The 22,265-nt window shown below is 62.7% G+C and carries 23 protein-coding genes; 7 read left to right on the top strand and 16 right to left on the bottom strand.

Annotation, left to right across the window (positions count from 1 at the left end; genetic code table 11):
- Positions 1-43: 43 nt before the first annotated feature.
- The 3 genes from BDD21_RS26100 to BDD21_RS26090 form a co-directional block, all read right to left on the bottom strand.
- Positions 44-2,767 (bottom strand): cation-translocating P-type ATPase, encoded by a 2,724-nt coding sequence (locus BDD21_RS26100; protein ID WP_120799646.1) that lies wholly within the window; start codon positions 2,765-2,767, stop codon positions 44-46.
- 61 nt (positions 2,768-2,828) lie between these two features.
- Positions 2,829-3,116: a hypothetical protein gene (locus BDD21_RS26095; protein WP_120799645.1), complete on the bottom strand. Its 288-nt coding sequence runs from the start codon at positions 3,114-3,116 to the stop codon at positions 2,829-2,831.
- A gap of 23 nt (positions 3,117-3,139) precedes the next feature.
- Complete coding sequence (locus BDD21_RS26090; protein WP_245969858.1) at positions 3,140-3,808, bottom strand: ankyrin repeat domain-containing protein; 669 nt, start codon at positions 3,806-3,808, stop codon at positions 3,140-3,142.
- A gap of 111 nt (positions 3,809-3,919) precedes the next feature.
- Between BDD21_RS26090 and BDD21_RS26085 the strand changes: the two genes are divergently transcribed.
- On the top strand, positions 3,920-4,294 hold the full coding sequence (locus BDD21_RS26085) for a hypothetical protein (RefSeq protein ID WP_120799644.1): 375 nt from the start codon (positions 3,920-3,922) through the stop codon (positions 4,292-4,294).
- Between the two features lie 117 nt (positions 4,295-4,411).
- Here the strand turns inward: BDD21_RS26085 and BDD21_RS26080 are convergent, their stop codons facing one another.
- On the bottom strand, positions 4,412-4,855 hold the full coding sequence (locus BDD21_RS26080) for a DUF4399 domain-containing protein (protein WP_211335172.1): 444 nt from the start codon (positions 4,853-4,855) through the stop codon (positions 4,412-4,414).
- Positions 4,856-5,148: 293 nt separating this feature from the next.
- Here BDD21_RS26080 and BDD21_RS26075 point away from each other — a divergent pair, with 293 nt between their 5' ends.
- The 5 genes from BDD21_RS26075 to BDD21_RS26055 all read left to right on the top strand — a co-directional run bounded on the left by BDD21_RS26075 (position 5,149) and on the right by BDD21_RS26055 (position 11,912).
- Positions 5,149-6,051 carry a helix-turn-helix domain-containing protein gene (locus BDD21_RS26075; protein WP_245969856.1) on the top strand — a complete coding sequence of 301 codons (903 nt, stop codon included), beginning with the start codon at positions 5,149-5,151 and terminating at the stop codon, positions 6,049-6,051.
- Positions 6,052-6,542: 491 nt separating this feature from the next.
- Positions 6,543-7,421 carry a DmsE family decaheme c-type cytochrome gene (locus tag BDD21_RS26070; protein WP_245969854.1) on the top strand — a complete coding sequence of 293 codons (879 nt, stop codon included), beginning with the start codon at positions 6,543-6,545 and terminating at the stop codon, positions 7,419-7,421.
- 85 nt (positions 7,422-7,506) lie between these two features.
- Positions 7,507-10,272: an MtrB/PioB family outer membrane beta-barrel protein gene (locus BDD21_RS26065; RefSeq protein WP_120799641.1), complete on the top strand. Its 2,766-nt coding sequence runs from the start codon at positions 7,507-7,509 to the stop codon at positions 10,270-10,272.
- A 330-nt stretch (positions 10,273-10,602) separates the two neighbouring features.
- Entirely contained in the window at positions 10,603-11,211 is a 609-nt protein-coding gene (locus tag BDD21_RS26060; RefSeq protein WP_170164909.1) for a c-type cytochrome, read from the top strand.
- A 14-nt stretch (positions 11,212-11,225) separates the two neighbouring features.
- Complete coding sequence (locus BDD21_RS26055; RefSeq protein WP_245969853.1) at positions 11,226-11,912, top strand: c-type cytochrome; 687 nt, start codon at positions 11,226-11,228, stop codon at positions 11,910-11,912.
- A 46-nt stretch (positions 11,913-11,958) separates the two neighbouring features.
- Here BDD21_RS26055 and BDD21_RS26050 read toward each other — a convergent pair whose 3' ends face one another.
- The 3 genes from BDD21_RS26050 to BDD21_RS26040 all read right to left on the bottom strand — a co-directional run bounded on the left by BDD21_RS26050 (position 11,959) and on the right by BDD21_RS26040 (position 14,851).
- On the bottom strand, positions 11,959-12,585 hold the full coding sequence (locus tag BDD21_RS26050; protein WP_120799638.1) for a potassium channel family protein: 627 nt from the start codon (positions 12,583-12,585) through the stop codon (positions 11,959-11,961).
- A gap of 289 nt (positions 12,586-12,874) precedes the next feature.
- Positions 12,875-14,506, bottom strand: coding sequence for a chaperonin GroEL (groL, locus tag BDD21_RS26045; RefSeq protein ID WP_120799637.1), 1,632 nt, complete (start codon positions 14,504-14,506; stop codon positions 12,875-12,877).
- Between the two features lie 57 nt (positions 14,507-14,563).
- Entirely contained in the window at positions 14,564-14,851 is a 288-nt protein-coding gene (locus tag BDD21_RS26040; protein ID WP_120799636.1) for a co-chaperone GroES, read from the bottom strand.
- 299 nt (positions 14,852-15,150) lie between these two features.
- On the opposite strand from BDD21_RS26040, the gene tcdA reads away from it, so the two are divergent.
- Positions 15,151-15,975 carry a tRNA cyclic N6-threonylcarbamoyladenosine(37) synthase TcdA gene (tcdA, locus tag BDD21_RS26035; protein WP_120799635.1) on the top strand — a complete coding sequence of 275 codons (825 nt, stop codon included), beginning with the start codon at positions 15,151-15,153 and terminating at the stop codon, positions 15,973-15,975.
- A gap of 264 nt (positions 15,976-16,239) precedes the next feature.
- On the opposite strand, the gene BDD21_RS26025 is transcribed toward tcdA, so the two are convergent.
- From BDD21_RS26025 to BDD21_RS28125, 9 genes are all read right to left on the bottom strand, one after another.
- On the bottom strand, positions 16,240-17,154 hold the full coding sequence (locus tag BDD21_RS26025; RefSeq protein WP_120799633.1) for a 5-bromo-4-chloroindolyl phosphate hydrolysis family protein: 915 nt from the start codon (positions 17,152-17,154) through the stop codon (positions 16,240-16,242).
- A gap of 18 nt (positions 17,155-17,172) precedes the next feature.
- A complete protein-coding gene (locus tag BDD21_RS28130; protein WP_170164908.1) occupies positions 17,173-17,322 on the bottom strand; it encodes a hypothetical protein in 150 nt (49 codons plus the stop codon).
- Positions 17,323-17,338: 16 nt separating this feature from the next.
- Positions 17,339-17,962: a V-type ATP synthase subunit D gene (locus tag BDD21_RS26020; protein ID WP_120799632.1), complete on the bottom strand. Its 624-nt coding sequence runs from the start codon at positions 17,960-17,962 to the stop codon at positions 17,339-17,341.
- A 47-nt stretch (positions 17,963-18,009) separates the two neighbouring features.
- Positions 18,010-18,834, bottom strand: a complete 825-nt coding sequence (locus tag BDD21_RS26015) for a class I SAM-dependent methyltransferase (protein WP_120799631.1) — start codon at positions 18,832-18,834, stop codon at positions 18,010-18,012.
- 53 nt (positions 18,835-18,887) lie between these two features.
- On the bottom strand, positions 18,888-19,217 hold the full coding sequence (locus tag BDD21_RS26010) for a YkgJ family cysteine cluster protein (protein WP_245969851.1): 330 nt from the start codon (positions 19,215-19,217) through the stop codon (positions 18,888-18,890).
- 225 nt (positions 19,218-19,442) lie between these two features.
- Entirely contained in the window at positions 19,443-19,871 is a 429-nt protein-coding gene (locus BDD21_RS26005; protein WP_120799630.1) for a hypothetical protein, read from the bottom strand.
- Between the two features lie 349 nt (positions 19,872-20,220).
- Positions 20,221-20,961: an esterase family protein gene (locus BDD21_RS26000; RefSeq protein ID WP_245969849.1), complete on the bottom strand. Its 741-nt coding sequence runs from the start codon at positions 20,959-20,961 to the stop codon at positions 20,221-20,223.
- A 72-nt stretch (positions 20,962-21,033) separates the two neighbouring features.
- Positions 21,034-21,936 carry an acetylxylan esterase gene (locus BDD21_RS25995; RefSeq protein WP_245969990.1) on the bottom strand — a complete coding sequence of 301 codons (903 nt, stop codon included), beginning with the start codon at positions 21,934-21,936 and terminating at the stop codon, positions 21,034-21,036.
- Between the two features lie 59 nt (positions 21,937-21,995).
- The gene (locus BDD21_RS28125) at positions 21,996-22,193 is read right to left on the bottom strand and encodes a hypothetical protein (RefSeq protein WP_170164649.1); all 198 of its coding nucleotides are present in this window, start codon (positions 22,191-22,193) and stop codon (positions 21,996-21,998) included.
- Positions 22,194-22,265 lie beyond the last annotated feature (72 nt).

Genomic DNA, 22,265 nt, shown 5'->3' with positions numbered 1-22,265 from the left:
CTCCGCCATCCCAGCCTCTGCCGGGTCGGGCCTCGCAAGCTCATCACGACCCAGCTTGCGACTCGTTTCTCTGTGTCAGCCGGCATATGAACGCCTGAGCAGCCTTTCTGGCCTCGTCGAGCAAGAGCACGCTGGAGGCGACGAGCGCGGCCTTGAGCCAGTCCTCGGGGTTCAGCTGGGTGGTCGCGAAGATCGCCTGAGCCTCGGGCCAATTGACGACCAGGACCTGGAGTGCGAGGACGGCAGCGAGCGCGAGCCAGAGTTTGCCGTTTGCGAGGAAGTGGGTGTTGAAGGCGCTGCCGTGCTCGCTGCGGGCATTGAAGACGTTGAAGAACTGGAAGAGCACGAAGGTGGTGAAGGCGAGTGTGAGTGCGTAGGCCTCGCCGTGGGTGGTCAAGGCGTCCTGAAACAGCCAGAGGGTGCCGACCATCATGGTGGTGCCGTAAAGGCCGAGGAGAGCCAAGCGCTTCAGCGTGAGGATCTGAGAGTCCTGTCGGCGGGGACGGGCCCGCATGATGCCGGGGCGCGCCGGCTCGACGCCGAGTGTCATCGCGGGCGGGCCGTCCATGATGATGTTGATCCAGAGGAGCTGGATCGCCGTAAAGGGTGTCGGCAGCCCCATCAGGGTCGCCGCCAGCACGGTTAGGATGGCGCCGATGTTGGTCGAGAGTTGGAATCGCACGAACTTTACGATGTTGTCGAAGATGACGCGCCCCTCCTCGACAGCCCGTACGATGGTCGCGAAGTTGTCGTCCATCAACACCATGGTTGCGGCCTCGCGCGTGACGGCCGTGCCCGTCAGACCCATGGCGACGCCGATATCCGCGGCCTTCACTGCGGGCGCGTCGTTCACCCCGTCGCCGGTCATGGCCACGACATGGCCACGCGCCTTGAGCGCCTTCACGATCCGGACCTTGTGGGCCGGCGAGACCCGCGCGATGACGCCGATGTCCTCGATCCGCCGCCCGAGTGTCGTCTCGTCCATCGCGTCGAGCTCGGCGCCGGTGACGACTTCGCCGGTCAGCCCGAGCTCGCGACCGATGGCCTCGGCGGTGAGCTTGTGGTCGCCCGTAATCATCTTGACCTGGATGCCGGCCTGCCGACAGCGGGCGATGGCCTCTGCGGCTTCCGGGCGCGGCGGGTCCATCAGGCCGGCAAGCCCCAGGAAGGTCCAGCCCTCGGCCCATCGCCACAGATCGTCTGCGGGCTCGAAATCACGGGCCGGGATGGTCCGCCGTGCCACGGCGAGCACCCGCAGCGCCTGGCTCGCGAGGTGCTCGTTCTCGGCCTCGATGCGCTCGCGGGTCGCGGCGTCGAGTGGTTGCTCCCCGCTCGCATTCAGCCAATGCGAGGCGCGGGCGAGAAGGACGTCCGGCGCACCTTTGACGAACAACTCGACCTGATCGCCGGCATGGTGAAAGGTCGCCATGAACTTGTGGGCCGAGTCGAAGGGGATCTCGGCGATCCGCGGGCGGCGAGCCTGCTCGGATTCGGGGTCGAGACCGGCCTTGCGGGCGAGAACCCAGAGGGCGCCCTCGGTGGGATCTCCGATCAACTCGCCGTCGCGCACCCGCGACTCGTTGCAGAGCGCCATCGGGCGGCCCAGGTCGATCGGATCGATCGTGTCAGTCGGCTCGTTCAGCCGGCTCGGCTCATCCCGAAGGATCGCACCTTCGGTCCCGTAGCCGTCGCCGTCGACACTGAATCGAGCGCCCGCGAACCAGCCGGCACGCGCGGTCATTCGGTTGAGTGTGAGCGTCCCCGTCTTATCGGAGCAAATCACCGTGGTCGAGCCCAAGGTCTCGACGGCCGAGAGTTTCTTGAGGATCGCTCGATTCTGGGCCATCCGCCACATGCCGATCGCCAGTGTGACGGTGACAACGGCCGGCAGGCCCTCCGGGATCGCCGCCACCGCGAGCGCAACGGCGGTGATTGCGGCCTGCGTCCAGGGCAGTCCGCGCGTCAGGTCGAGGACGAAGATCAGGGTGACGATGACCCCGGCGATTGCGGCCAGCCGCTTGCCGAGCGTATCCAACTGACGCTGCAGCGGTGTCTCGGAGTCCGGCGTCTCGGCAATCAGTCCGGCCAGCCGGCCGATCTCGGTGCTCATCCCGGTGTCGACGATCAACATCTCGGCCCGACCGCGCGTCACCACGGTGTTCATGTAGAGCATGTTCAGGCGCTCGGCCAGCGGCGGATCGGCTGCGTTCAAGGCCTGCGTGCTCTTGCCGACCGGCTGGGACTCTCCGGTCAGGGCGGCCTCGTCGACCTCCAGGTTGGGTGCCGTCAGCAGGCGCCCATCCGCGGGCACGCGATCGCCTGCCTCGAGCAGGACGAGATCCCCAGGCACCAGATCGGCCGCGTCGACCTCGCCGATCCGACCGTCCCGGCGCACGCGAGCACGGACCGCGACCATCGCCTTGAGGGTGGAGAGTGTGCGCTCCGCACGGTGCTCTTGATAGAAGCCGAGCGCAGCATTGAGGATCACGACGACCAGGATGACCACGGCGTCCTTCAGATCACCGATCGTCCAGGCCAGTACTGCCGCGAAGAGGAGCACGATCACCAGCAGGTTTCGAAACTGGTCCAGGAATCTGAGCCAGAGCGGGCGCGACTTGGTCTCGGCGAGCGCATTCTGGCCGTAACGACGACGTCGCAGGTTCGCCTCGGCCGTGGAAAGACCCCGAGCCGGATCCACGTCCAGCGCCTCGGTGGTCTCCGCGACACCCAAGCCATGCCACGGACGCGTCTGCGTCTCGGCCGTCATCGTCACGCCTCCGGCCTCAGCCACCGGTCCGAATCATCGGTGTCCACCCGCTTGCGCGCAATCAGTCGTCGGTCAGCCAACCTTGCAATGCCTCGACGAGGGCCTGGGCCTGAGCGCGGCTGGAGATGTTGAACTTCGACTGCTGTCGGTACTCGCCACTGCGCTTCTGATACCGACGAATCGTATATTTGTCCGGTCCGTACGCCTCCTTCACACGATCCCAATCTTGATAGCGAAAGAGGATCGTGGTCCAACTTCCCTTGGAGAGGACGACCTTGTCGATCTCCTTGGTCGTGTCGATTCCGTCTTCCGTGTAAGTCACCGTCAGATCTTCGATCCGTTCGGCCATGCGGTCGCTCCTGTGCGAATCTGTCAGGGGGCTGGGTCGGCCCTCGCACCGTTGCGCTCGAGGGTCGAGACGATAAACCGGGCGTCGCGCCCGGGCGCCGATTCTCGCGCAATCCGCAGCGGCATGCGACCGTCGTCGGCGGGTTGATTGACATCGGCGCCGGCGAGGATCAGTCGTCGTACCGTCTCGAGATGTCCGTTTCGGATGGCGAGGTGCAGCGGCGCATTCCCGTTCGGATCCGGTTTGTCGAGCTGCGCCCCCGAATTGACGAGGAAATTCAGAGTATCGCGGTCGATCAGTCCCGACTCGACCAACGCGACCAGTGTATCCTGTGCATCGAGCTGTGCACCTTGGTCGATGAGCATGCTCGCAACCTGAACGCGCCCGTGCTCGAGCGCGACCTCGAGCGGAGTCTTCCCCGCCGCATTCGGTGCCTTGAGATCCGCGCCGTTGCGGGCGAGCGCCCGCGCGATGGCAACGCGTCCCGCGCGCGCGGCGACGTGCATCGGCGGGTCGCCGTGCGCATCCGGCAGATCGAGGTCGCTCTTCCAGTAAATATGACGCGAGACCTGGTCGATATCTCCGATCTCGACCGCCCGGTGCAGATTCACCGTCGGCGCGGCAGGTTCAGTGCAGCCCGTGAGCGACAGCGCTGCAATCAGCAACAGTGTCGGAAGGTCATCCTTCATCATGCCGGCTCTCCGGTTTCGCTGCAGCCGGGCCGTCTGTCGCGGCCGGCGGACGCGACCCCGCAGCGCACGAACGGGCTGTCCGAACCGACCGGTCGTGCTAACGTAAAGACCATGATTTGGAAACTCCTCCTAACCGCTGCTGTTATCTTCGGGGCCTATCTGGTCATCCGAGCCCGCATCATACGATCTCGTGAGGCCGCCGGCCTCGTGGCGCCGCGTCCACCTCTGATTCCCCCCGCGCTGATCCGTCCGCTCGCCTATGTCCTCCTCGGGTCCATGTTGCTCGGCAGTTTGTCGCTTCTCGTTCGGGATTGGGATCGCGACCGGGAGATCATCCCCGTTCAGGTCGTCAATGCCAACACGGGAGAGGTCAGGCTCTACGAGGTCCGACGCGGCAGCGTCGATGGCCGGCGATTCGTGACTGCCGACGGCCGCGAGATCCGCATCGCCGACGTCGAACGCTTGGAGATGGGCACGGACCGCTAGGCGTTTCTCGCCCGGTCAGCGTTTGACCCGGCATCGGACGAGGCGACGCACAGATCGCAGAGCGGGAGCGAACCCCTCCGGCGCCCGTTACGGGCGCGCGGGGGGGATCCGGCAGGTCTACTCGACCGTTATGGTGATCCGCTCCGAAACGATCGGCGGATCATGGGGGATATGGTTTTTGTCGCCCAAGAGGATCTGTAGGGTGTGCTCGCCCGGCGGCAGCGTGATCTCGGTCTCCGTCTGGCCGCCCCCGAAATGCAGGATGTCGGCGCCGATCGGTTGGTCGAGCGGCGGCAGGCTGTCCATGTCGACCAGCAGATGATGATGTCCCGTTTTGGGGAGATCGGCTCCCGCCGGTGCAACCCCCATCCCCGAGAGTCCGAATTGCACCACGAAGGTCTGCGGCACCGTCGAGCCGTTCTCGGGCGAAATGATGTATGCCTTCGCCCCCTCGGGCGCCGCGGTGCGTTCCACGGCGGCCATCGCGCCGAGGGTGCAGAGGGTCAGTCCCGCGGCGATCAGCAGGGACACTGAAGCGCGCGTCATGTTTCTTTTCTTCATCGGTCGTCTCCTCTTGTGGTTTCGGACATGTCTCGGGTCGTCGTATCTCGAAGAAGAGTCAGGAACCCGGGCACCGATTTCAAGGAAATCAACGTAAGAACATTAGTGTCAACTAAAATTGACAATTGTCAGTGACAACTTATGTTGACAGTGGGTCGGCTGCCATAGGACTATCCAGCACAGATACGACTCATCGAGAGCCGGGTACGATGCTATTGGAGTCATCCTCTGGAGCCTTATCGCTAGGCGCCTCCGACCGTCCCCCGGCTTCTGCCGAGACATCCCTCGGCTTTGTGAGGGCGCTCGAGAACGCTTGCGATCCCGAGGTCCGTCATCCCGGAGCGCTCGACGATGGTTCGGACGCGACGTTTAGCGGCCGAACCATCGGCCGGGTCGAGATCGTCGAAGCGGCCGGGCGGCCGCTTAGATTGATCACGGATGGGCGGGGTCATCCCGGCCAACTGACGGCGCTTGTTCAGTTTTGCGGAACGGCATCCGTCCACCAGGCCGATCGCACGGCGATCCTGTCGGACGGCGATCTGTGCTTGGTACGCGGCAGTCGTCCTTTGACCCTGGAGCAGGACGCCTGTTTCGAATCGATCCTGGTCAGTGTCCCGGAGAAGGAGATCGCCGCCCGCTTTCCGCTTTGGCGCGCGGCGCTGCTCACGCCGATCGACAGCGGGAGCGGCGTGCCTGCGGTGTTCCGCGAGGCCGTGCTCTCGCTCAAGCGCTGGAGCGGCTCGTTGGGGGATGCCGGCAGCGAGGGTCTCGCCGACGCCGTCCTGGATTTGATGGGCGCCGTCATCTGTTGCGCCGTGCCGATCAACTCGGATTGTGTGCGCAGGTCCTTTTATCACCAAGACAGGATCAAGACGTTCGCCCGGCTCAATCTCGCCAATCCCGAACTGAGCATCGAACTCATCGCCGAGGCCGTGGGTTTGTCCCCGCGGCAGATCCACCGCCTGTTCGCCAACGAGGAGCTCTCCTTGATGCGTTGGATCTGGGTTCAGCGGCTCGAGCAGTGCTATCGCGAATTGATCCAGGATGGATCGGCTCAACGCTCGATCAGCGAGATCGCTTATGCCTGGGGCTTTAATGATCAGGCCCACTTCAGCAGAACCTTCCGAAAGCATTTCGGTGTGTCCCCTCGCAGTCTGAGACGTCGAAGCGGGCACCCTTCGGTATCCTTATCCTAAAGCAATCGGCGCCGCCGAAGCGCCGCACCTCCTGCCCATACCTTTCTCGTACCTCAGTCTCACCGGTACTTGCTTCCTTGCGTCGTCGGCACCTGTGTCGACCGCTTTCGTTTTGCCGCTAAACCGCGTCCAGCGTGAGATGCTCGCTTTCGATGGAGTTCGACGTTTGATGCATCCACCGCCCTTAGCGGGGACGCGGTTCAGGTTGTATATAAGCTGTTTGTGAACGACAGTTTTAGTCATAAAACTTGTCATCCAGCGACAATACATGGTTCGCTCGGCTTGCTAAATTGGCATCAAGAATCGTCCGGCTTGAGCCAAGAATGAGCCCCGGGAGCGCCATGAGTATTGATTCAAGAGCTTTACCGCGAGACGCCCGTCTCATTGCCTTATCACTGTGCGCATTGGCCCTTGCGACAATGGTCGGGTGCCTTCCGACGGGGCAGCAGCGCTCTGCCGGTATCGAGGATCAGGGTGCGGAAAGCAAGGGTTTGGCCGACAACGTGGCGCCGGTCGACGCGGTCTATGTGGGCGAGAAGGTGTGCCTGGAATGCCATGAGCATGTCGATACGCAATACAGCCATACGCTTCACGCCAAAACCTTTCGGGATAATCCGCGCAACAGTCAACAGGCGCAAGTCTGCGAGGCCTGTCATGGTCCTGGCTCCAAGCACGCCGAGGAGACCTGGGACAAGCGCCTGATCATCGGCTTTACGCGAGAATGGGAGACACCTGTCGCTATTCAGAACGCACAGTGCCTGTCGTGTCATCAGGGTGGACAGAGACTGCACTGGGTCGGTTCGACGCACGACAAGAACAAGGTGGCATGCAGCGACTGTCACAACCCGATGGTCAAAAATTCTATCAACGGGGCACTTCGGAAAGAGACGATCTCCGAGACCTGCTATAGCTGTCATCCCAAACAGCGCGCCGACTTTCTGAAGCGCTCGCACATGCCCTTGTCCGAGGGGAAGATGACCTGTGCCGATTGCCATAATCCGCATGGCTCGCGCACGCGCCCCATGTTGAATAAAGACAGCCTCAACGAGGTCTGTTACACCTGCCATGCCGAGAAGCGCGGTCCCTTCCTATGGGAGCACGCACCCGTCCGCGAGAATTGCGCCAACTGTCATCTGCCGCATGGCTCCAATCACGACAAGCTTTTGGTCTCGGCGCGCCCCTTCCTGTGCCAACAGTGCCACAACCAGATGTTTCATCCGGGGACCTTCTACAACGCAAGCCAGACTGCCGGGAGTGCGCTTCAGCCCGGCGGCGCGGCAAGTCAACGGGTGATCGGGCGTGCCTGCCAGAACTGCCATACGCAGATCCACGGCAGCAATCATCCTTCCGGTGCCCGCTGGCAACGCTGATTTTGTCGAATGCGACTGACGTGGCGGCAGAGCGATCCGTCGATCGAGCCTAATCGAGCAGAAACCGTACCCGAGGTGCGCCGATATGATTGAACCCTTTCGAGCAAAAACCATGGCGTGCTGCGTCGGAGCCGCGTTGGGGAGCTTGACGGCCGCGACGGCGCATGCCGACTCGGCCGCCCCGAGAGGGACGCCGACCGTACTCGGCAATGCCCTCAACCCCGGGTTCCTGAATACGGTTCCGGCGCGCGACCCCGAGGGTCTGGACGCCCAGGCTTATCCCCGCTCGCCCACTGGTTTTTTGCTTGGCTGGCCGAAGTTGCCGCTGCAGACCAAGGAAACGCAATCCGGCTGGCTCTATTCGGGCCAAGCGGAGCTCGGTGGACTCGGTGTCTTCGGCGACACCGACAATGCCTGGTTCCGGCAGTATAAGGATCTTGACTCAGGTCCATACCTCAACAACTTCAACTTCCAGGCCAGCCAGCCGGGTACGGCGCTGTTCTTCGAAACCTACGGGGGCGGGATCGGTTACAGCGACCAATTCATCGGAGCCAAGGCCGGCCGATTCAATGATTGGAAGCTTGATCTCTTCTACACCGAGATACCGCATGAGTTCACGAGCAGCTACCGTCTTATTTGGAGCGGCGAGGGTAGCAAGGATCTGAACTTGGTCGGACTCACGCCGGGAGGAACCGGCAACGCAGCGACGACGCAAGCGACGATTCAGGACACCTTGACTCAAGTCGAAGAGACCGAGCTCGGCCTCGTCCGTAAACAAGGCGGCTTCAACGTTGAAAAGTATCTGACGAACGAGTGGCGCATCTTCGGCGGTTACAACCTCGAGAATCGCGAAGGATCCCGACCGTTCGGTGCGGTGTTCGGAGGGGGAGGCGGCGGCGGAAACGTCGAGATTCCCGAGTCAATCGACTACGAAACCCAGAATTTCATCGCCGGACTGAGGTTCGACGACGGTTTGAATAATCTCAATCTCCAAGCCGAGGCGTCTCTGTTCCGCAACCGTACCGGGACGATGACCTTCGAGAATCCACTGTTCATTACGACCAATACCATCACCGGAATGGCCCCGACCACATTCACCAGCGGGCGCTATGACCTCTATCCCGACAATGACTACTACAACATCCTGGGCGAATATGGTCGCAACTTCCCGGATTTTTACAAGGCCAGGCTGACCGCTGTCGCCTCTTTGGCTTGGATGAAGCAGGACGACGACCTCATTGCACCGACCACCTTTTCATTGGCCGGAGGCAACATCAACGGGGTCAGCACGGAAAACCTATGGAATACCACGCGGGCCAACTCCAAGCAGTCGGCAGATGCGGAGATCAATACTCAGCTCTTCAGCTTGGGTCTGGTGATGAGTCCGACCGACAAGCTCGATGTCGAGGGCAAGATCCGTTACTACGAGACCGAGAACAAGACCGAGTTCTTCGCCTGTAATCCCTTGACCGGTCAGTGGGGTCGCCTCCTGAACGACGGCAGCGGCGGGTCCTTTGTCGTGCCGAATGCCACCGCGGGCAACAATCCGATCGGTACCCTCAACACCGCCTACAATCAGGCCGGATGCAATGTGGCCGCCGTCCAGGCGCTCGGTCTCGTCCCGAGCGCGGGGAACGTCAAGATTCGCAATACACCCTACGACTATAAACAGATGAACTATGTATTGTCGGGCGACTACGACCTCGGCAGGGCGTCCAGCCTGAACCTGTCGCTGGAGCGCGAGGAGTTCGACCGCTCCTATCGCGAGCGCGACAAGACGTGGGAGAACAGCCTCGAGCTCGGCTATACCAATCGCGGGTTCAGCTTCGGCACCATCCGCGTCTCGGCTGAGTACGCCGAGCGTCGTGGAGACAGCTACAACGTCGAGGCGGATCCAAACGCTAGCAGTGCGATCTTCGGACCCGCGCCGTTTGCCAACGGCACCAATGTCGCGAGCTGGATCCATTCGCCGTCCGGGTTGCGAAAGTTCGATCTTGCCGATCGGGATCAGACAACTTTGAACGGTCGATTGAATGTGATTGCCACCGAGGCCATCGACGTCGGTCTCGTCCTTCAGTATCAGAACAATGACTATCCGGCCTCGGATATCGGTCGTACCGATCGATACAGGATCGGATCCGCCAGTCTCGACGTGAACTACCAACCCAGCGCGAATCTGGGTCTGTATGGATTCTATACATACCAACAAGGCAATATGAAGCAGAGCGGGATTCAGTCACTCGGGTGCGTCATCGGGAACTACTATTACTTCTATTCCGATGGATCGATTGTGACCAATACAACCGGTATCGCACCTCCTCCGGTCAGCAGCGGGGCGAGATTACGTGATCAGACCCGTGTCAGCGGGACGAACTGGCACAGTCTCTGCGGTGACGAATCACCGGTCAATCCGCTCTACAACAGCGCTCGGGCCTGGAGCGTGGAGAGCGACGACTACAACCACACCTTCGGCATCGGAGGACGTTACGATTTCGGCTGGGCCAGGGTCGAACTCGACTATACCTATACCGCCGGAGTGACCAAGATCGGCTACAACTACAATCCAAATGCGCTCGGAATCACCAATCCGGATACCTTGGCACTCATTGGCTCGGGCATGCCGAACCTGAATACAACTCAGCAGTTTGCGGATCTGAACGTGATCGTGCCCATCAATAAATCCGTCGCCGTCAGGGCGCTGTACCGCTACGAAACAGGCTCGATCGACGACTGGCATTACGACGGCGTGTACGAGAATCCGATGCCGACGGCGAATACCCTCTATCTGGACTCGGGTCCGCAGGACTACAGCGCCAGCGTCGCGGGTCTCTTTGTGCAGGTAACGTTCTGATCTTAAACCGCGTCCAGAGCGACTTGCGTTATTTTCAAATTGTGTTTCGCTTCGGAGATGTCCTCGATCTCGGTGAGACGCGGTTTAAAATTTAACATTTTTCAATCTTTTAAACCGCGCCGGCGCCGACGGTTGTCGGAGCCGGCACGGCCAAGCCAAACCAACAAACGACGCATATCGCGTTGGGCGCGGTTTAGGCGACGCCGTCAGACGATGGGTGCATCCGCACCGACAGCGATCGGGATACCGGGGGATCAAGTGTTGAGAGTGTACTTCGACAACCAAAGACAGCCGACTTCAATTCCGACCAATCCAATAGGACGGGTGAAGATGACGACCATGTTGACGGTGATTCCGTTGATCGCCGGACCCATTGCGCAAGTCGAGGCACGGGATGCCAAGGCGATCGTCGCGGCCGAGTGCGTGGCCTGTCACGGCATGGACGGGAATGGACCTGTACCGAGCTTCCCGAAGCTGGCGGGCATTCAGCAGGAGTACCTTGCCAAGCAGCTCGTCGAGCTCGCGAACGGGACACGCAAGAGCGACGTGATGAAGCCGATCGCGGAGAAGTATTCGCAGGCCGAGCTGTTCGCCTTGGCGACCTACTTCAGCGGCCAGCGTCGCACCTCGGGTGTGGTGACGAACCCCGCACTCGTCGAAGAGGGACGGGTGCTGTACCACCAAGGCAATAAGGAGGCCGGTGTCCCAGCCTGCGCCGGATGCCATAAACCGGACGGTACGGGCACACCGCGCTCCCCTCTGCTCGCGGGACAGGATCCCGCCTATACGTTGCAACAGATGCGAAACTTCGATCACGACATCCGGACCAACGATCGCGGCAGGCTGATGCGCACGGTCGCCGGTCGGATGAACGAGGAAGAGATGCGCGCCGTGTCCGAGTATATCGCCGGTATGGCCGTGACGCCGGGGCAGCCATGAGTGGAGAGAGCATCATGTCCAGGATCATCGCAGTGATCGTCTTCTTTGCCGCCTGCTCGGCCCAGGCCGGCGACGAGCCCAAGCAACCCGTCGCGCCGGGCTTCGAATCGCCGGGCTACGTCTGGAACGAGATGCGCGGCGAGAAGCTCCTCGCACTCCAGGCCAAGGGAGATCCGCTCCGGGGGGAGATCGCGTTCGAGGTCTGTCAGGGATGCCACGGTCTGGAGGCCCTCGGGGAGGTCGACGGGACCTATCCGCGTCTGGCCGGTCAACATGCCTCGGTCTTGATCAAACAATTAGCCGATGTCCGGGCGGGTATCCGCGACAACCGCAAGATGTATCCCTTCGCCGAGGAGCACGTCGTCACGACGCAGGAGCTTGCGGACATTGCCTCGTATTTGAGCGCATTACCTGTTCCCGAGGAGCACGGGATCGGCCCGGGAACGGACCTAGAGCGTGGCCGATCGCTCTATGCGCGCGACTGCATCGAGTGCCACGGCCCGGCAGGGGAAGGGGATCCGGCCAACTTCTATCCGCGCGTGGCCGGACAACATTACCTCTACCTCCTGCGCCAGATGCACGACATCCGCGGCGGCAAGCGTCGGAATGCCAATCCGGAGATGTGGGAGGTCAGTAAGGACTATCGGGACGAGGACATCCAAGTCGTGATCGACTACATGTCTCGCTTTCCTGCGATGTGACACGACGCCCCGGGCCGGGGTGTTGGGTATCCCTTCGGATCCTGGTTCAGGGGTCGCGACGGTAAAGGGTGACCAGGCGCGCGATCAGAATCGCGGGGTAGAGCTGTCCGATCAGGGCCTCCGTCGCGACAACCGATCGCGCCATCGGATGGAGTGGTGTGATGTCGCCGAAGCCGACCGTCGTCAGTGTCACGAAGCTGAAATAGACCAGCTCCGGGAGCGGAGGCTCGTTGATTTGAACGCCGGGTGCAAACCGAAAGGCGTCCGGGGACACGAGCGCGATGGCGAGGTAGATGTTTGCGAAGATCATCCCGATGATCAGATAGCCCGCAATCGCGCCGAGGATCCGATAGCTGTTGATGGGGCCTTCGCGGAAAACGCGCTGGACGGTGAAGTAGGCCTGAGTCATGAAAAAGAGGATCGCTCCCGCCGTATCGACCAGATGGATGATCGTCCCGCCGACGACGAAGTGAACCCAGTGCGAGGCGAAGGCCATCAAGGCGATGATCACGATGCCGAACCGGGTGGCATGATATTGCGCCGTGGCGAAGACGCCGGTGAGCAGGATCAACGAAAAGGTGATGCTGATCAGTCCTCCGTCCGCCAGCGGTGTGCCGTACATCGGCGTGACGACAAGGATGTAGAGCATGAGCAGCAGGAGGAGTGCCGCCAAGCTGCGATCCGGATCTCTCCAGAACCGCCACCAACCCGATAAAGAAACGTTGCGCTGGCTCACGGTGGGGCTTCCGATGCTGAGGCGCGATTGCCTGTGTTCGGTCGGCCGCACATGGTATCCCGCTTGGCATGTTTCGGGTTAGCGCGATCGGATCCGCGGTTTCCTTGAACCGGAACGACAAAGGAGCCTTGCGGCTCCTTTGTCGTGACGTCGATCGCCCTTGCCGAGGCAGGGTCCGATACGAGACGGCGCTCGCATCGGACCGGGCATCGGCTTGGCGACGGTTTTAGTAGTCCATATCGTCCATGCCGCCGCCCGGTGCAGGGGCGCCCTTATCCTTTTTGGGCTCATCGGCCACCATGGCTTCGGTGGTGATCATCAAGCCGGCGATGGACGCGGCGTTTTGAAGCGCCGTGCGGGTCACCTTGGTCGGATCGATGATACCCATGTCCATCATGTCGCCATACTCGCCGGTCGCCGCATTGTAGCCGAAGCTGGCGGTGCCCTCGGCGACCTTGCTCATGACCACGGATGCCTCGTCGCCTGCGTTGGTGACGATCTGACGCAGCGGCTCTTCCAGGGCGCGGCGCGCGATGGCGATGCCGAGATCTTGGTCGGTGTTGGCGCCTTTCAGTCCCACGACTGCACCGATGGCACGGATCAGGGCTACACCGCCGCCGGGGACGATACCTTCCTCGACCGCAGCACGGGTGGCGTGCAGGGCGTCTTCCACACGCGCCTTCTTTTCCTTCATCTCCATTTCGGTGGCCGCGCCGACCTTGACCACGGCCACACCGCCGGCCAGCTTGGCGAGACGCTCTTGCAGCTTCTCGCGATCGTAGTCGGAGGTGGTGTCCTCGATCTGACTGCGGATCTGATCGCAACGGCCCTTGATCTCGTCGTGCGAGCCGGCGCCGTCGATGACGACGGTGTCCTCCTTGGCGATCTGGACGGTCTTGGCCGAGCCCAGGTCGTTCAAGGTCGCCTTCTCGAGCGACAGACCGACCTCTTCGGAGATCACGGTGCCGCCGGTGAGGATGGCGAGATCCTGCAGCATCGCCTTGCGACGATCGCCGAAGCCCGGGGCCTTAACCGCACAGACCTTGAGGATGCCGCGCAGGTTGTTCACCACCAGGGTCGCCAGCGCCTCGCCTTCGACATCCTCGGCGACGATCAACAACGGCTTGCCGGCCTTGGCGACGGCCTCGAGCACGGGGAGCAGGTCGCGAATGTTGGAGATCTTCTTGTCGTAGAGCAGGATGTAGGGCGCATCCAGCTCGGCCTTCTGGCTCTGCTGATTGTTGATGAAGTAGGGCGAGAGATAACCGCGGTCGAACTGCATACCCTCGACCAGCTCGAGTTCGTTCTGCAGCGACTTGCCTTCCTCGACGGTGATGACGCCTTCCTTGCCGACCTTCTCCATCGCCTCGGCGATGATCTGGCCGATCGAGTCGTCCGAATTGGCCGAGATGGTTCCGACCTGGGCGATCTCCTTGTTGGTCGAGCAGGGACGCGAGAGCGCCTTGAGTTCGGTCACGGATGCCTCGACAGCCCTGTCGATGCCGCGCTTGATATCCATCGGATTCATGCCGGCAGCCACGGCCTTCATGCCTTCGCGGACCATGGCCTGAGCCAGCACGGTGGCGGTGGTGGTGCCGTCGCCGGCGATATCGGAGGTCTTGGAGGCGACCTCCTTGACCATCTGCGCGCCCATGTTTTCAAGCTTGTCTTTCAGCTCGATCGCCTTGGCGACGGACACACCGTCCTTGGTGACGGTCGGGGCGCCCCAGGACTTCTCGATGACGACGTTGCGGCCCTTCGGACCTAAGGTGACCTTGACCGCGTTGGCAAGGATGTCGACGCCGCGGAGCATCCGGGCACGGGCTTGTTCGCTGAAGGAAATCTGTTTTGCACTCATGGATGGCTTGCCTCGGTAAAGCGAAATGGGGGTGTGGCGGAAGCGGGCGGATGCCGGCTATTCGATGACGCCCATGATGTCGTCTTCGCGCATCACCAGCAGCTTCTCCTCGGAGAGCTTGACCTCCGTGCCGGAATATTTTCCGAACAACACGCGGTCGCCGACCTTCACATCCAGGCGGCGGATCTCGCCGTTGTCCAACAGCTTGCCGTTGCCGACGGCGATGACTTCGCCCTCAATCGGCTTCTCGGCCGCCGAATCCGGGATCAGGATGCCGCCGGCGGAGGTGCGCTCCTCTTCCTTACGGCGAACGACGACACGGTCATGCAAAGGACGTAGGTTCATAAATCAGGTGACTCCGTGAGCGATAAAACCGAAAGTTCGCGATCTCGACGGGCTGTTAGCACTCGGTCGGATCGAGTGCTAACAATCTAGAGAAAAATCCCGGGATGTCAAGCACTGAACCGCGTTCGGAGTCCTCCGATCCGGCGTCGGTGTTTTCGACCTCGTGTTTTTCGAGGGCTGTCGGAGGGGACGCGGTTCAGGAGATCAGGGATTTCGGAGAACTACGGTGTGGGTTGCGGGTTCGTGCCCGTTTTGACCGGACGCTTTCAGTCCGGGCGTCGATCGAGGATGATGCGGCGATGGAAAGATTAGACACTCCCGCGCAGCTTGATGCAGAGATTTCGGTAGGGCGCGAGGCGCGCTTCGGTGGGATCGCTCGGCTTTACGGCTCCGCGGAGAGCGCGCGGATTGCGGCCCTGCATGTCTGTGTCGTCGGTGTTGGCGGGGTGGGATCTTGGGCGGCAGAGGCGCTCGCGCGCACCGGGGTGGACGCCATCACCCTGATCGACGACGACACCATCGAGGCGGGGAATGTGAATCGCCAGAGCCATGCCATGACCAGCCAGTTTGATCGGGCGAAGGTCGAGGTGATGGCCGAGCGCATCCGAGACATCCATCCGCTTTGCCGGTGCGAGCCGATCCGCGATTTCATCACCGATCGGACACTCGAGGCGTATCTAAGCCGCGGCTATGACGCGGTCATCGACGCGATCGACAGCATCCGTTTCAAGGCAGCGATGATTGCATATTGCAAGCTGCACACGATCCCCATCGTCACGACCGGGGGTGCGGGCGGGCGCCGCGACCCGACCGCGGTCAGGGTGGCCGATCTGAGCCGAACGGAGCATGACCCGCTGGCCTCGAAGGTGCGGCGGCGCTTGCGCGAGGCCTATGGATTCCCGCGCGACCCGAAACGGCGTTTCAGGGTCGACTGCGTCTACTCGCTGGAACAACCGGTCTATCCGCGCGCGGATGGATGTGTAAGCTATCAGAAGCCCGGTATCAGCGGCGTCTCGCTCGACTGCCGCCTTGGCTACGGGTCGGCAAGCTTCGTGACCGCGACCTTTGGATTCGCGGCCGTGTCGAAGGTAATCGAGATGGCGATTAAACCGCGTCCGGAGTGAGTGGCTAGTGGTCGGGTGATTTCCGGAAAAGGATCGACCGGCAGAGCCGGAACCAGGAAAAGGGGTCGAAGGCTCTACTCGTTGTCGTTGTCGTTGTCGTAATCGGATTCCGGACGACCACGTCAACGAAAAATTCCGCGACGGTTTGGCTCAAGAGCCTTTGCCCTCTGAACCGCGTCGCCTCGACCTTTTTGGAATGCAGTAAGGCTGCGTAGCGCATCGACATTTCAGGATCGCTCCTCGACGCGGTTCATGCGACGCGGTTCATAGGAGCCCTTCGCGCTTCAACTGGCTTGTCAGCACCTCGATCTGCACGTCCAAGTCCATGATGTCGGACTCCAAGAGCTTCTGTCGCTGCTCCTGGAACACCTCCTCGATGCTCGTCAGGACACGACGGAAGTTGGCGTCGAGATCGGGCGATGCGGCGCGCCGGTGTGTCCTCGCGTAGCCTTCGACGACACGCTGTACGCCGTCGAGATAGACGTTCAAAAACTTGCGGGCACGGCGCAGATCCCGCGGGTCCTCTTCCAGCAAGGTCAGGATCTCGCGGGCGAGCACAGCGACGCGCCGCAGGCGCTGATTGAGCTCGGGTTGTCGGATGTCGCGGCTCGACTGCTCCACCGCAGCGATCGAGCGCTCGGCTTGCGCCAGGGCGGCAAGGACTTGATCCGTGGTGTCCAGCCCGGAGGCTGCCGTCACCCGCTTGGCTGCACCTGGATCGGTCCCGTAGAAGAGCCGGCACCCGAGCAGGGCCACGAGCCCGAAGGCGAAGGCGATGCCCGGATGATGCCCGACACCGAGCCAGGCGGTGAGACCCGTCCCCAAGCCGATCAGCACGCCGCCCGTTGACTTGAGCGGCCAAGGCGTCTTGGCGACGAGACGGCGCTCGTAGGCGGCTTCCGAGACCATCCCGCGCCACAGCAACCAGGCCCCGCCCAGGAGCAGGCCGTAACCGAGTGCGTTGCCGATCATCGGCACCAAGAGCCCGCGCGCCATGGCGACGACCGCGGCGATCATGACCGGCAGCGTCAACAGGAACATCAAGAGGCCCTGTGCCGGATTCGGTTGGGCCTGGATCGAACGCCGATGGTCGTCGGTGCCGATGAGCTTGGAGCGAATCACCAGGATCAGGATGGCGATCGCGGTCAAGATCGCGGCCAGCAGAGTCACGCGGATCATGGCAACGTCTCCCTAGGCTCAGCGTGGCGCGGCGTCGTGCCGAGCGGTCTCGGCGGTTGCGGCAGAAGCAGGCGACGAGCAGGAGACCGCCAGCGTCTGCCAGGATGCGACGCCGACGGCGGCCAGGATCAAAAGCAAACCGAGAACCTTGCGCGGGAATTCGGGCATGGCGGTGGACGACTCCTTATGCCTCGGCCCGTTGCCGCAGCAGCTTGACCTGGAAGAGCGTGTTGCGCTCCTCTTCTTCGAGCGAGGACTGGATGAAGTGGATGGTCCGCCGATACAGCGGAATGATGTTGTATTTCAGCGCGTTGACCCGCTTCTGGGCCTTGCGTTGCTCTTCCATCAGGCGGTGCAGAGCGGTCTCGACCTCGGCAAGACGCGCGAGCAGCACGCAGGCGTTGGAGAGGTTCTCGCGGGTGGTGTCGAAGCTCGCGTCCGTCCCCAACAGGCCGACCGGCTTGAGCGGGATGCGCTCGCTGGTCACGGCAGGATATTCCACGCCGAGCGCGCGGCGCGGCAGGATGTCGACCGTCAGGGCCAGCTCCGAGCCGAGCGCGGCTTGATGGATCCCGCGGCTGCCCATGCGCAGATGGGTGATGCTGAGACAGCGATAGGCCTCGGCGAGCGCCTTCTCCGACGCGTCCCGAAGCCGTCGGTACTCGCCGATGCGCTCGTAGACGAGTCGCGTCAGCAGCTCGCGCTTGCGTTCGAGCAGGTCGTGGCCTTCCTCGAGAAACTTCTCCTGCTTCTTCAAGCGTAGGAGCGTGTTCTTGGTCGGTGGAACCTTGATCAGTTGTTGTGCCATGTGGATTCTCTCAACCTAAACCGCGTCCAGAGCGATATGCGTCATTTTTATGTTGCGTTTGGCTTCGGAGATGTCCTTGATCTCGGTGAGGCGCGGTTTAAGGTTGATCCTTCGATCCGACGCTCGGTCGCACGTCCGACCCGCAGCGACAAAGGCCACCTGATGGTGCGGCACGTCTCGGGACGGCCCCAGACCGGCGCCAGACGCGTTCCGAACGCGGCGACCGGATCGCCCCCGTTCGCGGCTCGGTAGCGTGCGGTGGCCGACCAGCTGCGCAGATAGCCGAGCAAGGCGTCGAGGGTCCAATCGGCCGTCAGCGCGAATGCCGGTGCCTGGATCTCGGGGAAGGGGAAATCCAGCGAACGGTAGCCGTTCTCGACGTGCCGACGCTCATCCGGCCAGAAAGGTTGAATGATCGCATGATAGTCCTCTCGGATGCAGCCGTTGATGGCCGCGTCGTCTGTCTCGAGGAGGCCGTAGCTCCAGACGGCCAAGAGGCCGTCGGGTCGCAGGACGCGTCGGACCTCGGCATAGAATCGCCCGAGGTCGAGCCAGTGCAGCGCTTGCGCCACGGTGACAAGGTCGACCGAGCGGTCCGGCAATCCGCAAGCCTCCGCGGGTCCGCGGCGGTAGAGGATTCTCGGGTGCGGTATGGCTGCCGCGAGTTGGGCTTCGCTGATATCGGTGGCGATGACGTGCTCGAAGTGGCGTGCCAGCTCCACGGCGGCCTGTCCGCTGCCGGTGGCGCAATCCCAAGCGCAGCGTCGCGCGGGCGCAAGGTCGGCAAGCCATGCGAGCAGCGCTTCGGGGTAGCGGGGTCGGAAGACGGCATAGTCGTCGGCGACGGGGGTGAAGTGGTCGACGTGCTGCATCGGGGGACTGGTGCGCCGGCCTGACGATCTCGTCGGGAGCGAAAGCCCGGGCTCTAACCGCGCTCCGCAAGGCACTCGGGGCTGCCGACCTCCAGCTCGCGACAGACCAAGGGCCGTTGCGCGTAGATTCGGCACAGCATGGTGTCGCGGTCCAGTGCCGCACACCAGCCGTCGTCGAGCCGGTCCATGAGGGTACGGCCGAAATGATCGGTGACGGTGAGGTGGCCGGGGACGCCGGTGTCGGTGAGGCACCACACCTCCAAACGGCAACAACTGGCGGCGCAGGTCTCGCAGGTGATCGGGGCGGCGGGGGTCGGGTTCGAGTCGTCTCCTACGAACGTCAAGCCGACCTCGGCACCACCGGCGCGACAACTTTGGGTCATGTGCGTATCCCCGATGGTCGTTGCGGAGTCATGGTGGCGAAGGCATTGCGGAGGCTTCGGGACGCGGCAGGCGGGTGCGGGACGACCTCTGATCGCGAAGGACGAGGTCGCGCGGCGATCGAGAAAGGAAAACCATGAGGGGAACACCCGAGTTGTGCGGGGTTCCCCGGGCGATCCCGGCGGCTCGGATCGCGTGCGCGACCGAAGCCGGGATCAAGCAGAGGACTACTCGTACTTGCCGCTGATGGCACCGGAAGCGTCTTCCTTCTCGAGTGCCTCTTGTGTTGCGGCCTGCTCGGCTGCGTTGGGGGTCGGATCCTTGACCTGTCCCTCGGCGCCTTGATCGGTCGGGTAGTCTCCGGTCAGCTCCTCGCTCTCTTTCTTGAGCATCTCGCCGGTTTTTTCCTGCGCCTTCGCATCCGGGGTCGGAGCCGTGATCTGAGCCTCTTGGCCGACGTTCATCGGCTCGTCGCCCGAGACGAGGGGCGTAGCAGGCTGCTCGGCAGCAACCGTGCCGGCGAGCATGATGGCGAGTGCCGCAGCGGAACTGAACAGGATTTGCTTGGTTTTCACTTGCTTCTTCTCCTTGCTGGTCGCACGAATCGGACAATCCAGACCGATTGCCTCGGCGTCGATCGACTGCCGTGGCAGCATGCTGGATTCTCCGGACTGAAGTGACGCGTCTTGCCTCGCATCGGCGGTCGCCGTCGACCACCGGGTTTCAAACGGCGCACTGGGTGAAACAACCTGCACTTCCCAGTGCTCCGTCGATCCGGTCCTGCCTTATCCGGCGTCTCGCCGGGCCGAGTCCGCGGCCTTCGGCAAGACATCGCCGCTGAATCATAGCAGGTGTTGGCGACGATCAAAGGGTGCCGGAATCGCATTGCGTTTGTCGAGCGGAAAATCCGATTCGACGAAGATAGTGCAGGGTAGGTCTCATTGTGGGCCTCGATCGATCCTTTACGTGGGTCCGCCGGCGAGACACCCTTCGGAAATCCTCACGTTAGAGATACAGGGGCGCCATGCGCCGCCAGTGATGGCCTTGGTGCGCGCGACCTTCCCATTCGTGCAGTGTAGGCCGCGCGCCCTTGTCTCGCAGAATTTGGCCGATGTGGCGGTTGTTGTCCCGAAAGGGGTCGTCCTGGCCAACAACCAGAACGATGTCCATCCCGCGCAGCGCATCCAACCGCCAAGGACACGCCAGATTCGGCAGGAAGTGCGCGGGGGTGTGGAAATACACGAGGTCGTCGCGATAGCCTCCAAGCAGGTCTTGGAATTCGGCGACCTGGAGCGTGAGATCGTAGCGGCCGGAGAAGGCCGCCAGCTTCCGAAACAGGTGCGGATGACGGAAGGCGATGTTGGCCGCGTGATAGGCGCCTAGGCTGCACCCATGCGCAATCGTGCAGGGATGGGAATTCTTGTTCGACATCAGGGGCATGACCTCGTTGAGGATGTACTCCTCGAAGGCATGGTGACGCCGAATCCGATCCGCCGGGTTGCACCACCCGCAGTAAAAGGTTTCCCGGTCGATGCTGTCGACGCAGTAGAGCTGAAGCTGGCCGGCCTCAAGCTTGGGTCGAAGCGCCTCGACGATACGCAGGTCCTCGTACTCGTGGAAGCGACCGTCTCGGGTCGGGAAGACGAGCACCTTCGCACCGGCATTCCCGAAGACGAGCAGCTCCATCTCGCGGCCGAGGCGTGGACTGTACCAGCGGTAATACTCGCGGTTCACGATGTGTCTCATCCGCCGATCGTCCGGCCGCGCGGACCGCTTCGAGCGACTCTTCGGGCGGGCGTCGAGCGAATCGGCGCCAGCTCAGAGAGCAGCGAAAAAGGCGTGCAGCTCCGCCATGAGCTCCTGCTCTTGGCGTTCGCGATCGGGATAGTCGACATGTCCGGCCTCCAGCACGAACAGTTGCTTTTCGCCGGGGATCGCGTTGTAGATCGCGAACTGGCCCGGCGGCGCGACCGCGGGGTCAAGGCGTGCAGCAGCCACATGCATGGGCTGGGTGATGCGCCGCGCGGCGACAGCGGCATCGTAGTACGCCAAGGTTTCGAGAACGTGACCGTGACCGTGCAGACGAGCGTAATCTTGAACGGATGTACCGCTGCCGATCGTCGGCAGATCGAGCCTTAGACGCTGGTGGCCGAAGGTGGGGACGTTCAGGTGCCCGCGCGCGATCCGCCGGTCCCAAGGCAGTGCCATAGCGCCGATCCCGCCGCCGAAGCTGATGCCGAGATAGCCGATATGCCCCTCCAGGCCGGGGAAGAGGCGCAGCAGGGTGCCGACGCCGGTCCAGACATCCTCCACGCAACCCCCGATGATGTAACGGTCGCGCCGGTCGATGTCGTGCAGGACGTGCCATCTCGGCTCCTCCGAGATGGGGGGCCGTCGACTCGGACCGAGCCCGCGAAAGGCCGGCACGAGATAGACCGCATCGGCCCTCGGCAGATCCAGCGGCGGCTCGGTGATGCCGCCGTAGCCGTGGCCGAGGACGAATCCGCACGCGGGGACCGTCCCGATCGGCTGCAGAAGCCAGCCGCGAATGGTGAAGTCGTCGGTGGAGCGATAGGCGATCTCGTCGATGCGGAACCGTCGATCGACGAGGTCGCTGATGCCGAGCGTCGGCATCGGATCGATTTCCAAGGCGCGAAGGTAACGCTTGCTCCAGACGTCTTCGAATCCGGGTGGTGCCTCGGGCGGGGCGACCGAGAGCAGGTCCGCTAGGCTGTAACCGTAGCTCGGATCGAATCCGAACCCTTGTTCGATGGGGTCGCTCAGGAACGCTCTCGCCGACGCGGTGCGAGCAGGCTGAGCAGCGTTGCTGCGGCACCCAGGAACGCGAACAAGGCTTTGAAACCCCACTCGCCCAGGATGACGGTCAAGTTGTTGTCCTCGGATCGAACGTGGTCGGTCCCCGGCGTTTGCCCGGACACGGGTGTTGCCGGCTGCGGCTCGGACGGTGTGTGTTGCATGGATTCCTCCTCCGGCTTGGGGTCGAGGTGTCGGTTAGATGTGTTCTTGGCGATGTCGCCTCGCGGGAAGCG

It is taken from the genome of Thiocapsa rosea (assembly GCF_003634315.1).
Classification (GTDB): Bacteria; Pseudomonadota; Gammaproteobacteria; order Chromatiales; family Chromatiaceae; genus Thiocapsa; species Thiocapsa rosea.
This window is presented reverse-complemented; position numbering and strand designations above follow the sequence as displayed.